The sequence below is a fragment of the Kocuria oceani genome (assembly GCF_029524215.1).
In the GTDB taxonomy this organism is placed as follows: Bacteria; Actinomycetota; Actinomycetes; order Actinomycetales; family Micrococcaceae; genus Kocuria; species Kocuria oceani.
The window spans coordinates 19,932-33,609 of record NZ_JARAMH010000028.1; the positions used below are offsets into that span (position 1 = coordinate 19,932).

13 protein-coding genes, 2 tRNA genes, 1 other RNA gene and 1 pseudogene are annotated in these 13,678 nt (G+C 71.5%); 9 read left to right on the plus strand and 8 right to left on the minus strand.

Annotated elements, in window-relative coordinates; genetic code table 11:
• The first annotated feature begins 10 nt into the window (after nt 1-10).
• A complete protein-coding gene (gene gndA, locus PU704_RS18560; protein WP_277552454.1) occupies nt 11-1,468 on the plus strand; it encodes an NADP-dependent phosphogluconate dehydrogenase in 1,458 nt (485 codons plus the stop codon).
• A gap of 97 nt (nt 1,469-1,565) precedes the next feature.
• On the opposite strand, the gene epsC is transcribed toward gndA, so the two are convergent.
• From epsC to msrA, 3 genes are all read right to left on the minus strand, one after another.
• A complete protein-coding gene (epsC, locus tag PU704_RS18565; protein ID WP_047804583.1) occupies nt 1,566-2,150 on the minus strand; it encodes a serine O-acetyltransferase EpsC in 585 nt (194 codons plus the stop codon).
• A 186-nt stretch (nt 2,151-2,336) separates the two neighbouring features.
• Nucleotides 2,337-3,272, minus strand: coding sequence for a cysteine synthase A (gene cysK / locus PU704_RS18570; RefSeq protein WP_277552457.1), 936 nt, complete (start codon nt 3,270-3,272; stop codon nt 2,337-2,339).
• Nucleotides 3,273-3,399: 127 nt separating this feature from the next.
• Nucleotides 3,400-4,014, minus strand: a complete 615-nt coding sequence (gene msrA / locus PU704_RS18575; RefSeq protein WP_082157515.1) for a peptide-methionine (S)-S-oxide reductase MsrA — start codon at nt 4,012-4,014, stop codon at nt 3,400-3,402.
• A gap of 91 nt (nt 4,015-4,105) precedes the next feature.
• Between msrA and PU704_RS18580 the strand changes: the two are divergent.
• Together PU704_RS18580 and PU704_RS18585 are read left to right on the plus strand one after the other, a co-directional pair.
• Nucleotides 4,106-4,988 (plus strand): annotated as a pseudogene (locus tag PU704_RS18580) (Nif3-like dinuclear metal center hexameric protein); the annotation flags it as partial.
• A 253-nt stretch (nt 4,989-5,241) separates the two neighbouring features.
• Nucleotides 5,242-5,976, plus strand: coding sequence for a zinc ribbon domain-containing protein (locus PU704_RS18585; protein WP_277552459.1), 735 nt, complete (start codon nt 5,242-5,244; stop codon nt 5,974-5,976).
• Nucleotides 5,977-6,000: 24 nt separating this feature from the next.
• Here PU704_RS18585 and rnpB read toward each other — a convergent pair.
• An RNA gene (gene rnpB, locus PU704_RS18590) (RNase P RNA component class A) lies at nt 6,001-6,391 on the minus strand.
• Between the two features lie 226 nt (nt 6,392-6,617).
• On the opposite strand from rnpB, the gene PU704_RS18595 reads away from it, so the two are divergent.
• Nucleotides 6,618-7,391 carry a YaaA family protein gene (locus tag PU704_RS18595; RefSeq protein WP_277552461.1) on the plus strand — a complete coding sequence of 258 codons (774 nt, stop codon included), beginning with the start codon at nt 6,618-6,620 and terminating at the stop codon, nt 7,389-7,391.
• Between the two features lie 15 nt (nt 7,392-7,406).
• Here the strand turns inward: PU704_RS18595 and def are convergent, their stop codons facing one another.
• The 3 genes from def to orn all read right to left on the minus strand — a co-directional run bounded on the left by def (nt 7,407) and on the right by orn (nt 8,892).
• Nucleotides 7,407-7,979, minus strand: a complete 573-nt coding sequence (def, locus tag PU704_RS18600; RefSeq protein ID WP_277552464.1) for a peptide deformylase — start codon at nt 7,977-7,979, stop codon at nt 7,407-7,409.
• A gap of 100 nt (nt 7,980-8,079) precedes the next feature.
• Nucleotides 8,080-8,153 (minus strand) — tRNA-His (locus tag PU704_RS18605).
• Between the two features lie 121 nt (nt 8,154-8,274).
• The gene (gene orn / locus PU704_RS18610; RefSeq protein WP_277552466.1) at nt 8,275-8,892 is read right to left on the minus strand and encodes an oligoribonuclease; all 618 of its coding nucleotides are present in this window, start codon (nt 8,890-8,892) and stop codon (nt 8,275-8,277) included.
• A 158-nt stretch (nt 8,893-9,050) separates the two neighbouring features.
• Here orn and mptB point away from each other — a divergent pair, with 158 nt between their 5' ends.
• The 5 genes from mptB to PU704_RS18635 all read left to right on the plus strand — a co-directional run bounded on the left by mptB (nt 9,051) and on the right by PU704_RS18635 (nt 12,992).
• Complete coding sequence (gene mptB / locus PU704_RS18615) at nt 9,051-10,613, plus strand: polyprenol phosphomannose-dependent alpha 1,6 mannosyltransferase MptB (RefSeq protein ID WP_277552468.1); 1,563 nt, start codon at nt 9,051-9,053, stop codon at nt 10,611-10,613.
• Between the two features lie 70 nt (nt 10,614-10,683).
• Nucleotides 10,684-10,756: transfer RNA gene (locus tag PU704_RS18620), tRNA-Arg, on the plus strand.
• A 373-nt stretch (nt 10,757-11,129) separates the two neighbouring features.
• The gene (locus PU704_RS18625; RefSeq protein WP_277552470.1) at nt 11,130-11,948 is read left to right on the plus strand and encodes a tyrosine-type recombinase/integrase; all 819 of its coding nucleotides are present in this window, start codon (nt 11,130-11,132) and stop codon (nt 11,946-11,948) included.
• A gap of 1 nt (nt 11,949) precedes the next feature.
• Entirely contained in the window at nt 11,950-12,168 is a 219-nt protein-coding gene (locus tag PU704_RS18630) for a hypothetical protein (protein WP_277552471.1), read from the plus strand.
• Nucleotides 12,169-12,416: 248 nt separating this feature from the next.
• A complete protein-coding gene (locus PU704_RS18635; protein ID WP_277552473.1) occupies nt 12,417-12,992 on the plus strand; it encodes a hypothetical protein in 576 nt (191 codons plus the stop codon).
• 49 nt (nt 12,993-13,041) lie between these two features.
• On the opposite strand, the gene PU704_RS18640 is transcribed toward PU704_RS18635, so the two are convergent.
• Entirely contained in the window at nt 13,042-13,440 is a 399-nt protein-coding gene (locus tag PU704_RS18640) for a hypothetical protein (protein WP_277552475.1), read from the minus strand.
• Nucleotides 13,441-13,678: the final 238 nt, after the last annotated feature.

The following is a 13,678-nucleotide window of genomic DNA, read 5'->3' on the forward strand; positions in this document are numbered from 1 at the left end:
GGCTGGGGGCATGGCAGCAGAACAGAAAGCTCAGATCGGCGTGACCGGCCTCGCGGTCATGGGCGCCAACCTCGCCCGCAACTTCGCCCGGCACGGGTACACCGTCGCCCTCCACAACCGTTCGGTCGGCAAGACCGACGCCCTCCTCGAGGCCCACGGGTCCGAGGGGAACTTCATCCGCACCGAGACTCTCCAGGAGCTCGTCGACTCCCTCGAGACCCCGCGCCGCATCCTGGTGATGGTCAAGGCCGGGGCACCGGTGGACGCGGTGATCGAGCAGCTCGTGCCGCTGCTGGAGAAGGACGACATCATCATCGACGGCGGCAACTCCTACTTCCAGGACACCCGGCGCCGGGAGCGGGAGCTGGCCGCGCAGGGCATCGACTTCGTCGGTGTCGGGGTCTCGGGCGGGGAGGAGGGCGCCCTGCTGGGGCCCTCCATCATGCCCGGCGGCCCGGCCAAGTCCTACGACGCGCTGGGGCCGCTGCTGGAGGACATCGCCGCCAAGGCCGAGGACGGCAAGCCGTGCTGCGCCTGGATCGACACCGACGGCGCGGGGCACTTCGTGAAGATGGTGCACAACGGGATCGAGTACGCCGACATGCAGGTCATCGGCGAGGCGCACGAGCTGCTGCGCGCGGTCGCCGGCATCGAGCCGGCCGAGCAGGCCGAGGTCTTCGAGCAGTGGAACACCACGGAGCTGGGCTCCTACCTGATCGAGATCACCGCCCACGTGCTCCGGCAGGTGGACGCCCGCACGGGTGAGCCCCTGATCGACGTCATCGTGGACGCGGCCGGGCAGAAGGGCACCGGCCGCTGGACCGTCCAGGAGGCGCTGGAGCTGGGCTCCCCGGTCACCGCGATCGCCGAGTCCGTCTTCGCCCGCGCCCTGTCCTCCGCCGAGCCCGAGATGCGCCTGGAGGCCCAGCGGGTGCTGCCGGCCGGGATCGGGGGGACCACCGAGGACGTGGTGCACGACCCCGAGTTCGTCGAGGACGTGCGCAAGGCCCTCTACGCCTCCAAGCTCGTCTCCTACGCCCAGGGCCTGGACATGCTCACCATGGCCGGGGCCGAGTACGGCTGGGACCTGGACCTGGCCACCATCGCCAGCCTGTGGCGGGAGGGCTGCATCATCCGCGCCCAGCTGCTGGAGGTCATCATGGAGGCCTACCAGGGGGACGCGGCCCCGGCGAACCTGCTCTTCGCCCCGCAGTTCGTCGCCGCCATCGAGGACGCCCTGCCGTCCTGGCGCCGAGTGGTGGCCCGGGCGGTGGAGCGCGGGATCCCCGCCCCGGTGTTCGCCTCCACCCTGAACTACTACGACTCCCTGCGCCGCCCCCGCCTCAACGCGGCCCTGACCCAGGGGCTGCGCGACTACTTCGGGGCGCACACCTACCGGCGCACCGACGACGCCGAGGGCGTCTACCACACGCTGTGGTCCGGGGACCGCTCCGAGGTCATCGCCTAGCCACGAGCCGGCACCCCGGCACGCAGGAGGGCCACGCACCGCCGGGTGCGTGGCCCTCCCGCGTGCCGCGGTGCGGTCCTTCCCGGATCGGCGCCGCCTAGATCCACATCGCGGGGTCGATGTAGGTGGAGGGGTCCACCAGCGGCTGCTGCTTCTCCGGGGTGCGCGGGCGGACCTTGCCGGGGATCCCGGTCACGATCGCGTCCTCGGGCACGTCCTTGACCACCACGGCGTTGGCGCCGACCGCCGAGTCCGCCCCGATCTCCACGGGACCGAGGATCTTCGCCCCGGCGCCGATCACCACGCGGTCGCCCACGGTGGGGTGGCGCTTGACCTTCTCCAGGGAGCGGCCGCCGAGGGTCACCCCGTGGTAGATCATCACGTCCTCGCCGATCTCGGCGGTCTCCCCGATGACCACGCCCATGCCGTGGTCGATGAAGAAACGCCGGCCGATGACGGCGCCGGGATGGATCTCGACGCCGGTGAGGAACCGGCCGAGCTGGGAGACCGTCCGGGCGAGCAGCCGGCGGTCCGGGTGCTGCCACAGCAGGTGCGAGAGGCGGTGGATCCAGATGGCGTGCAGACCCGAGTAGTTGAGGGCGATCTCCAGCCGGGAGCGGGCGGCGGGGTCGTGCGTGCGGGCCGTCTGCAGGTCCTCGGCGAGTCTGCTCCAGAAACTCAAGGTCTTCCTCTGTTCTTCCGGGGGTCGGTTCTTCCGGGGGCGGCGGCCCGGTCCGCGGCGGGGATCGACGCGGGCCGGCTGCGGGGTGCGAACCGGAACGACCCGCCCACCTCCGGGGCAACGTCGCCGGGAGGCGGCGCTATTCCCGGAAGGGGCGGGTCGTCGGCGCGGAGCGTCCGGGGCGGATCAGCCGCGGATGTCCTCGTAGAGCAGGGTCGAGATGTAGCGCTCCCCGTAGTCGCACACGATCGCCACGATCAGCTTGTCCCGGTTCTCCTCCTTGGCGGCCTCCTGCAGGGCGGCCCACACGATGGCGCCCGAGGAGATCCCGCCGAGGATGCCCTCCTTGGTGCCCAGCTCCCGGGCCACGCGCACGGAGTCCTCGACGGTCACGTCGTAGACGTCGTCGTAGATCTCGCGGTCGAGGATGTCCGGGACGAAGTTCGCGCCCAGGCCCTGGATCTTGTGGGGGCCGGCCTTGCCCTGGGTCAGCAGCGGCGAGTCTGCCGGCTCGACGACGAGCAGGCGGATGTCCGGCTTCTGCTCGCGCAGGTACCGCCCCGCGCCGGTGATGGTGCCGCCGGTGCCCACGCCCGAGATGAAGATGTCGACCTCGCCGTCGGTGTCCTCCCAGATCTCGGGACCGGTGGTGGCGTAGTGCACCGCGGGGTTCGCCTCGTTGGCGAACTGGCTGGCCAGGACGGCGTTCTCGGTGCCGTCGACGATCTCGCGGGCCTTGTCGACCGCCCCGCGCATGCCCTCGGCGCCGGGGGTGAGCACGATCTGGGCGCCGTAGGCGCGGAGCATGACGCGGCGCTCCGTGGACATGGTCTCGGGCATGGTCAGGATGACCTTGTACCCGCGGGCCGCGCCGACCATGGCCAGCGCGATGCCGGTGTTGCCGGAGGTGCCCTCCACGATCGTGCCGCCCGGCTTGAGCTTGCCGGACTTCTCCGCGGCGTCGATGATGGCCACGCCGATCCGGTCCTTGACCGAGTTGGCCGGGTTGTAGAACTCCAGCTTCACGGCGACGTTGCCGGGCAGGCCCTCGTCGAGCCGGTTCAGGTGGACGAGCGGGGTGCGGCCCACGATCTCGGTGACGTCGTTGTAGATCTTCGCCATGTGCGTACCTCGGTTTCTGCGTGGTCGGTTCTCGATGGGGTGGGAACGTGCTCCTGCGCCGCCGGGCCCTGGGGGTGCCCGCGGCGGCGCGGTCCTAGCTCAGCCTAGCCAGGCGCCGCAACTGCTACTACGCGGTAAGCCACGCGGAGTAACGTTGCCGGACCTTGGCCAGCTTGGGATTGATGATCACCTGGCAGTACCCGTTCCAGGGCTGCTCGGCGTAGAAGTCCTGGTGCTCGGGCTCGGCCTCCCAGAAGGTGCCCAGCGGCTCGAGGGTGGTGACGATCGGCCGGTCCCACAGCGGCTGCGTGCGCTCGATGGCGGCCGCGAAGAGCTCCCGCTGGGCGTCGTCGGCCCAGAACATCGCCGAGCGGTACTGGGTGCCGACGTCGTAGCCCTGCCGGTTGAGGGTGGTGGGGTCGTGACCGGTGAAGAAGAGGTCGAGGATCACGTCCGCCGGCACGACGGAGGGGTCGAAGGTCACGGCGACCGCCTCGGCGTGCCCGGTGCTGCCGGCGCAGACCTCGTAGTAGCCGGGACGGTCCGTGGCGCCGCCGGTGTAGCCGGAGACCACGGAGGTGACGCCCCGCGTGATCCGGTACACCGCGTCGAGGCACCAGAAGCATCCGCCCGCGAGCACGAAGGTCACGGAGGCAGGACGGTCGTCGGGGGCGGAGCGGTCGTCGGGGGAGGGTCGGTCCTCGGGGACGGGGCGTGCGTCGGCGTGCTCGGGAAAGGCCATGCCCCGTACAACACCGCGCCGCGCGCAACATTCCCGAGGCCGCGCCCGGACCCGCCGGGGCCTCCGTCGGGCGGACTCCTAGACTGGGCCCATGAGCCAGCAGAGCACGGCCCCGCCCGGACCCGCCCCCACGCTGTCGGAGGTGCTCGAGGTCGTCGAGGCGCTCTGGCCGCTGCACCTGCAGGAGCCCTGGGACGCCAGCGGACTCGTCACCGGGCGCCCGGAGCAGCCCGTGCGCCGGATCCTGTTCGCCGTGGACCCCGTGGCCGACGTGGTGGACGAGGCCGTGTCCACCGGCACCGACCTGCTCCTCACCCACCACCCGCTGCTGCTGCGCGGCGTCACCTCAGTGGCCGCGGACGGCTTCAAGGGCGCGGCCGTGCACGAGCTCATCGAGCACCGGTGCGCCCTGCTCGCCTGCCACACCAACGCGGACTCCGCCCCGGACGGCGTCTCGGACGCCGTGGCCCGCGCGGCAGGGCTCACGACGACGACGCCGCTCGCCCCGCACCCGGCCGATCCCACGGTGGGCATCGGCCGGGTGGGCGAGCTGCCCGAACCGGTGTCCCTGGCGCAGCTGGCACGGCGCCTGGCCGCCGCCGTCCCGGCCACCGCCCACGGGGTGCGTGTGGCGGGGGATCCGGACACCCCGGTGCGCCGCGTCGCGGTGTGCGGCGGGGCGGGGGACTCCCTCTTCGACGAGGTGCGGGCCAGCGGCGCCGACGTCTACGTCACCGCGGACCTGCGCCACCACCCCGCCTCCGAGGCCCGCGAGGCGGCCCTCGGCCCGGGTGCGGACGGCACCCCCTGCCTCGTGGACCTCTCCCACTTCGCCAGCGAGTGGCTGTGGCTGCCCGTGGGCGCGGCGGCACTGCGCGCGGCGCTCGCCGAGCGCGGCCACGACGTGGCGGTCGAGGTCTCGGTGCGCCGCTCCGACCCGTGGGACTTCCGCGTCGACCACCCCGCCCACGACCACGGGAACGCCGACCGCCCGGCCCACGGCCACGCTGGTCTCGACCACCCTGTCCAGGGCGCATTTGGCCACGACGAATCTGTCCAGGACGAATCTGTCCAGGACGAGTCTGGCCACGACAAGTCTCGCCACGACAAGTCTCGCCACGACAAGTCTCGCCATGACCAGTCCGGCCACCATCACTCCGGCCACGACCACCGGCCGGCCGGCCGCCCCGGCCACGACCGCCCCGGCCCGACCCCAGGAGGACCAGCATGAGCACCGCCACGCCCGAGCAGCAACGAGCGCTCCTGGAGCTCGAGCGCGTCGACGCCCGGCTGCGCCGCATCGCGGCCCGGATCGGGGAGCTGAGGACCGACCCCGAGGTCGCCGCCGCGCTGCAGCTGCGGGCCCGGGCGATCGCCGCGGCCAAGGAGCTCGACGCCGGGGAGCAGGACATCCGGCAGCGGCTGGCCGCGGCGGAGGAGAAGGTCGCCCGCGTCCAGGCCTCCATCGAGAAGGACCGCCGTCGCCTGGAGCAGGGCGGGACCGCCAAGGACCTCATGGGGCTGCAGCACGAGATCGACACCCGCACCCGGCAGCTGGCCGCGGCGGAGGAGGCGGAGCTGGAGCTCATGCAGGAGCTCGACGACGCCGCCGAGCACCGCGCCCGCATCACGCCCCGGCTCAGGGCGGCGGATGCCGACGCCCGGGGGCGCGTGGCCGCCCGGGACGAGGAGGGGCAGGCCCTGACGGCGGAGCGCGAGGAGCTGGCGGCCGCGCGCGAGGCCGCGGCGCAGGCCGTGGGCGCCCCCGCGCTGGTCGCCCGGTACGAGCGGATCCGCACCGGCCGCAGCACGGAGCGCCCAGCGGCCGCGGAGCTGCGGGGCAGCGTGTGCGGGTCCTGCGGGACGGCGCTGAGCCCCACCGACGCGGCGACCTTCCGGGCGGCGAACCCGGACGAGGTGCTCACCTGCCCGGAGTGCGGGGTGATCCTGGTCCGCGGCTGAGCGCCGGCGGGCGGGGAGGAACGGGGGACAGGCCGGCCTGTAAGCCGGGTTCTGTGCACACGGCCGGTCGCCCGGGCCGTGCTGGTGACCATCCATCTAGGCCCGTCGTTGCCGACGGGCTCCAGCGGCCTACCCGGGTGCTCGGGCGAGCAGCCCTCGGGCGCACCCTGTCTGGCCTTGCTCCGGATGGGGTTTACCGAGCCGCGCCGGTCACCCGGCGCGCTGGTGGTCTCTTACACCACCTTTTCACCCTCACCCGCTGCCCGGACGGACCGGGGCGGGCGGTCTGTTTTCTGTGGCACTTTCCTGCGGGTTCCCCCGAGTGGGCGTTGCCCACCATCCTGCTCTGCGGAGCCCGGACTTTCCTCGCGCCGCCGACCCGGAGGTCGCGGCCCGCGGTCACCCGGCCGGCCTGTCCGCCGTCCATCCTACCCGCCCGGGATCCTGTCCGGCCCCGCTGCCCGGCCCCGCTGCCCGGCCCCGCTGTCGGGACTCGCCGCCCGGCCCCGCTGCCTGGACCTTCTGTCCGGCGCCGGTGCCCGGCTCTGCTGCCCGGCCCCACGGCAGGGTCCCGGAGGCAGGATCCGGCGGGACCTGCCGCCGGGCCGTCCACGCCCGCACGGGTCACTAGACTTCTGCGGGTGCTCATTCTGCTGCCCCCCTCCGAGACCAAGACCGCCCCCGTCTCCGGCGAGCCCGTCGACACCGGGACCCTCGCCTTTCCCGAGCTCACGCCCGCCCGTGAGCAGGTCCTCGCCGAGCTGGCGAGCGCGAGCGGCCGCGCGGACGCCCTGGACGTGCTGGGCGTGGGGCAGCGGCTGCGAGAGGAGGTCGAGCGCAACACCCGTCTGGGCGCCGAGCCCGCGGCGCCGGCGCTGCACGTCTACACCGGGGTGCTGTACGACGCCCTGGACGCGGCCGGGCTCACGGCCGCGGAGCGGGAGGCGGCGGCGGCCTCCCTCGTCGTCGTGTCCGCCCTGTGGGGCGCGGTGCGGCCCACGGACCGGATCCCGGCCTACCGGCTGTCCATGGGGACGGAACTGCCCCGTCTGGGCAAGCTCGCGGCCCACTGGAAGCGCCACCTGCCCGCCGCGCTCGGACCCGCCGCGGAGGACCGCCTCGTGGTCGACTGCCGCTCGGCCGCCTACGCGGCCGCATGGCGTGCCCCCCGGGAGCGGACGGTCGGGGTCAAGGTCGTCCGGGAGCGGGGCGGGACGCGCACGGTCGTCTCGCACATGGCCAAGCACACCCGCGGGCTGCTCGCCCGGCACCTGGTGCAGCGTGCCGCCGGCGGCGAGCGCGTCGGGACGCCGCAGGAGCTGCTCGCGGCGGCGGGGGAGCGCTGGCGGGCGGAGCTCCGGGAGCCCACGGCCCGCTCGGCCGGGGAGCTCGTGCTGGTGCTGCCCGGGGACTGAGGCGACCCCGGCGGCTCAGTGCCCGAACGGGTCCTCGTCGACCCCCGGGGTCCAGCTGTGGCCGTCCCGGCCCCAGCCCTCCGCCTTGACCGCCCTGCGGGCCTTGCGGGCCCACTTGTCGTTGAGCCGGTCCAGGTAGAGCTTGCCGTCCAGGTGGTCGTACTCGTGCTGCATCACCCGGGCGAACCAGCCGTTGGCCTCGAAGGCCACCGGTGCTCCCGCGGCGTCGACCCCGGCCACCCGCACCCAGTCCGCCCGTCTGAGCGGCCAGCTGTAGCCCGGCACGGAGAGGCAGCCCTCCGACTCCTCGTCCGGGTCCGGGGCGTCCTGGGAGATTTTGCCGAGGGTCAGCACGGGGTTCACGAGCACCCCGCGCGGCGGGACCCCGTCGTCGTTCTGGAACGCGTAGGTGAAGATCCGCAGGCCCACGCCGATCTGCGGGGCGGCCAGCCCCACGCCGTGGGCGGCGTCCATGGTCTCGTACATGTCCTCGACGAGGGCGCGCAGCTCGTCGTCGAACGCCGTCACCTTGGCGGCGGGGCGGTGCAGGACGGGGTTGCCGGTGATCACCACGGGGCGGATGGCCATGACGCACTTCCTTCGACTTGCCGGGGGCCTCGCCCCTGCACGGGCCGGGGCGGGAACGACGAAAGGCCGTCCCGAGTCCTCGGGACGGCCTTTCACAGCGGGTGAGCGACGGGGGTTGAACCCGCGACCTCCTGGACCACAACCAGGCGCTCTGCCGAACTGAGCTACGCCCACCATGAACGCCCGCCGGAAGACCGTGCTTCCGCTGGGCAACGCATACGAGTGTACCGCATTCCCGGACCGCGCCCGACCACGCCCGCAACGGCCTCGCCGGGGCGGGCGACGTCCCGGTCGCTCAGGCGCCGGTGCGGGATCCGGCGATCTCCGCGGCGATGGCCCGCGCGGTCTCGGAGTCGGGCCCCGGCTCGGGGGCGAAGACGGCCCGGCGGTAGTAGCGCAGCTCGTCGATCGAGTCCCGGATGTCCCCAAGCGCCCGGTGGTTGCCGGTCTTCGGCGGCGCCTGGAAGTAGGCGCGCGGGAACCAGCGGCGGGAGAGCTCCTTGATGGTGGAGACGTCGATCACGCGGTAGTGCAGGTGCTCCACCACCTGCGGCATGTCCCGGACCAGGAAGGTGCGGTCCGTGCCCACGGAGTTGCCGCCCAGCGGGGCCTTGCCCGGTTCGGGCACCCACCGCCGGATGTAGGCGAGGACCTGCTCCTGGGCCTGCTCCATCGTCAGGCCGGAGGGCAGCTCGTCGAGCAGCTTGGATGCCGTGTGCATGTTCCGCACGAAGTCGCCCATCTGTGCCAGGGCCTCGTCAGTGGGGCGGATCACCACGTCGACGCCCTCGCCGAGGACGTTGAGCTCGTCGTCGGTCACGAGGGCCGCGACCTCGATGAGGGCGTCCTCCTCGAGGGACAGCCCCGTCATCTCGCAGTCGATCCACACAATGCGTCCGTTGGAAGTAGCCACCCCGACAATCTACCGTGCGGCCCCGACGCCGTGTCCCGCGCGCACGGCCCTGCCGGGTGCTCTCCCCGGCGGCGACGATAGGATCGGGGCGACCACGGGTCCGCGCTGCGCCCAGCCGCGGCCGCCCGCAGCCACCGGACGGGCGCATCGGGAGAGCAGTGCAGACCACATCGAGGACGCCGGCGCCGGGAGAGGGCGCCGAGCCGCTGGCGGGCCCCGACGGCTCCCGCCTCGTCTCCGGCTCCCTGCTGCGCACCGTGCTCATGGGCGCCCTCGGCTCGCTCATGCTCTTCGTCGGCTCCCTCGGCGTCGGCTGGCTCGCCTCGGTCTCCCCGCTGCGCCAGACGCCGGTCATCATCGCCATGCGCTTCACCACCGCGGGCGCGATCGTGTCGATCCTCCTGCTCGCGGTGGGCGGGATGCTGCTGATCCGGGAGTGGCTGCGGCTGGGCCAGAAGCTCAACCGGTGGGGTCCCGGCAGCGGGCGGTGGGTGCTCATCGCCATCGCCGCCTGGTCGGCGCCCATGCTGGTGACGATCCCCCTGTTCAGCCGGGACGTGTACTCCTACATCGGCCAGGGCCGGGTGATGGCCAACGGGCTCAATCCCTACGAGCACGGGGTCTCCACGATCGACAACTTCTTCCAGCTCGGCGCCGACCAGATGTGGTCCGAGTCCCCGCCTCCCTACGGGCCCCTGTTCCTGTGGCTGGAGCAGCTCGTGGTGGCCGTGACCGGGGCGAACCCGGACGCGGCCGTGCTGTGGTTCCGGGCGATGTGCGTTCTGGCCGTGATCGCCTGCATGTGGCTGATCCCGCGGCTGGCGCGGCTGCACGGGATCAACCCCGCCCGGGCCCTGTGGCTCAGCGTGGCCAACCCCCTGTTCCTGACCAACTTCATCGTCTCGGTGCACAACGACGCGATCATGATCGCCCTGGCCCTGGCCGGCACCTACGTGGCCGCGGTGCACCGGAACTGGAAGGGCGGGCTGGCCGGCACGGCGCTCGTCACCCTCTCCGTGGCCGTCAAACCCATCACGCTCGTCTTCCTGCCCTTCATCGGCCTGCTCTGGGCCGGGAAGAACGCCTCGTGGCCGCGCCGCTTCGTGGTGTGGTTCCTCACCCTCCTGTGGGCACTGGCCCTGCTGGGGCTGATGGGCCTGGTCAACGGGTTCGGCTTCGGCTGGGTCGCCGCGATGTCCACCCCCGGCTCGGTGTCCATCTGGTACGCCCCGGTGGGCTTCCTGGGCGGGCTGGCGTCGGCCCTGGCCGCCGCGGTGGGGGCCGACGCCGGGCAGTGGCGCGGCACGGTCCACTCGATCGGGCAGGCCCTGGCCGTGCCGGTCATCCTGTGGCTGATGTTCACGGGCCGCGACGAGCGGATCATCCGACGGCTGGCCTGGGCGTTCGCGGCCATCGTGCTGTTCTCCCCGATGATCCAGGCCTGGTACGTGGTCTGGCTCATCCCGCTCTTCGCGGTCACGGGCATCCGCAGCGACTGGCAGGTGGACGTCCTGTTCTTCCTCACCGCCTTCTTCATGATCTACGCGGTCTCGGACCAGCTCGACGTCTTCCCGTACCTGGACCTCGACCTGAGCTCCGGCCGGCTGATCGCGGCGGTCGTGGCGCTGTCCTACGGGGTCTACCTGTGGTTCCTCGACCCCGCCACCAAACGCCTGCTTCGCGGCCGCTCCGAGTCCCCGGTGCGGAGCGCCGTCATCTGAGGGTGCCGTGCGGGGCGCCGCGAATTGGTAAACTCGTTCGCGGCGCCCACGGCACGGACCCGGGCGGCCCGCCTCAGTAGCTCAGTGGATAGAGCAGGAGCCTTCTAATCTCTTGGTCGGGGGTTCGACTCCCTCCTGGGGCACACTAAACAGCCTAGTCAGACGGGCTACAGCACCCCCGCCGTTGACAGGAGCGCCAAACCTGTTGACAGCCGGGGATTACTGTTTGCTCATGGCAAGCATTCGAGAGTGCCCCCGCAAGGACGGGAGCACCACCTGGGCCGTGCTGTGGCGCGACGCCAGCGACGGCAAATCAACCCTCCCGCACCTTCGAGGACCAGCGCGAAGCGCAGCTGCTCAAGGACTTCCTGGACGCTAACGGCAAATCCTTCGCCTTGGCCGCCAAGGCCGTCTCCCGGATGCGGTCCCAGGCGCCGACCGTGGTGGCCATCGTGGAAGGCCACATCGAGGGCCTGACGGGCGTTCTGCCCGGCACCCGATCCTAAGTACCAACGGATGGCCGCCAAGCACATCACGCCCTCTCTAGGGGCCTATCCCGTGGACACCCTCGAACGGGCTGACGTTTCCCGCTGGGTGAATGGGCTGGAGATCTCCGGCAAGACCAAGCGCAACGTGCACTCGATCCTCTCCGCCGCGCTCACCGAAGCCGAGAAAGCCGGCATCATCCCGGGCAACGTGGCCAAGGGGATACGGATGCCCTCCGGAGAGACCCGACGCGAGCCCGTCTTCCTCACCCGCGCCGAGCTCGAGACCATCGCGGACACCGTCCCGGACGACTACTCCACGCTCGTGCACTTCCTCGCCGGCACCGGAGCCCGCTGGGGCGAAGTCACCGCCCTCGACGTCCGCGACGTCGACCTCACCGGCGAGCGCGGCGTCGTGTCCATCACCAAGGCCTGGAAACGAGACCGCGGGCAGGACGTCCTGGGCGCGCCGAAGATGAAGCGCGGACGGCGCTCGGTGACCATTGGCCCGGCGCTGACCGAGAAGGTGCGCCAGCACATCGACGGGCGGACACCGGGGGAGCTGCTGTTCCAGCGCCCGGGCGGCGGGCAGCTGACCAACTACTGGTTCTTCGCCCACGTGTGGAACCCCACGCTGAAGGACCTCGCCGACGAGCTCCCGGCGCGGCCGCGAGTTCACGACCTACGGCACACGCACGCGTCGTGGCTCATCCAGGCAGGGGTGCCGCTGCCCGTGATCCAGCGGCGGCTGGGGCACGAATCCATCACCGTTACCTCGGACACGTACGGGCATCTCACCGACGACGCCGACCGGCTGGCCGCGGACACTCTGGACGGTCTGGACGGGTGAGATGGCCAGCGAGGAGGACCGCCTGCTCGAGGAGCTCGCTCGCGCCCAGGCCGTCGTCGCGCACCTGACAGCATGCCTCAGGCTGGCCAGCCAGGTACGGGACCACCTCATGGTGCGGACAGTGGCCGCGGGAAAGAGCGTGGCGCAGATCCGCGCACGCACCCGCCTGGTCCGGTCGAGGGTGTACGCCATCCTCGAGCGCACCAATCCGGACAGCTGACCCGGAGGCGCAGGCCGCAGACATGCGAGAGCGCCCCCAACGTACAGCCCGGAGCCGCAGGTTGGGGGCGTCGCCATACCCGGCCGGGGAGCGGGTACGTGTCCCTGGGGGGCGGGACATTTCGACGATAAATGTCCTTGGGGCAAGACAGTCCACCCGGGAAGAAAGTCCTGCTACCGCAACACGTTCCAGATGAACGCATATCCGTCACTACAGTGAACGCACCAACGATCCCAAGGAGCACCCCCGTGACGCAGCCTCCCAGCGGCCCCGGCCCCCAAGGCCCCGACTACGGACAGCAGCCCGGCCCCTACCAGGGCCAGCCCGGCCAATACCATCCCGGCTATGGCCAGCAGCCCCCGCAGAAGAAGAGCAAGAAGAAGTGGTTCATCGGCTGCGGTGTGCTACTCGTACTGGCGATCATTGCCCTGTTCGCCGGATGCGCTGCGCTTCTCGCCACTGCCGATGCTCCGGGCACCCTTGAGCCCCAGCCCAACAATTCGCAAAGCGCGGGGGGCCAGGAGACCGAAAACTCTTCCGAGGGTCGCCAAGTTACCTTGCGAGCTACTGCGACGGGCAATGCCATGGTCACCTATGGCGGCCTCAACGGGAGCTCCAGCGCGTCCTTCACAACGGAGTGGAGTGAGGAGATCACAGCAGACCCGGGCGACTTCGTGACCATGATCGTCTCCAACAACGATTATGAGGATGGGGCCGCGGAGGTCACCTGCCAGATCGTCCTCGATGGCGAAGTCGTCGCGGAGCAGAAGGGAACCGGGACCGCAGCCACCGCCTCCTGCGATGGCAACCTCCCCTACCTCTAATCCCGTCTCGCCGCGCCCCGCCCTCCGCTCGGAGGGTGGGGCGCCGTCATTAGTCCAAGATGTCGTAGACGTCGATCCACGCGGACTCGTCCCGGTCGATAGGGTGCACCCACGCTTTCGGGATGAAAATGCTCAGCACGGGGCCGTTCGCGTAGAGCCGCCAGAGGTTCAACAGTGGGCCGTGGTCCTCGGTGACGAGCACCTTGCCGTCGATGATGAGCTCACCGAGATCGGTGGGGATCCGGGCCCGGCCGTATGGCTCGCGCCTGTCGGGGAAGTGGCGGACTCCCGCGCCAGGAGTCATGCGTGGGGCGGATACCCCGCGGACTACCGCGGCCATCTCCTCGGTGAGCCCCGAGCCGCCGGGGTGGCAGTGGGAGCCGGCCACCTTCCGGCAACTGGCGTTCGTGTCCTCGTCCACATAGTCCAGGTCCTTCCACACGGGCACAGGTCTATCAGAGGTGAATGATATGTGGGCTGTAGTGGGGTCACGCCTGATCCCCAGCAGTCGATGACAAGCGCGGGACGATGGCCATGTGCGGCTGCGAATGGCGCGGCCCCTTGCCCCCCACTAGGTGTTGTGGGGCATGAGGTTGTTGCCACGGGTGTGCCGATGAGATGAGGAACGGGCTCCTCGCCACAGGATGGAAGTTCCTACACCGTCCGTCCGCAGCAAGAGAGCCCGT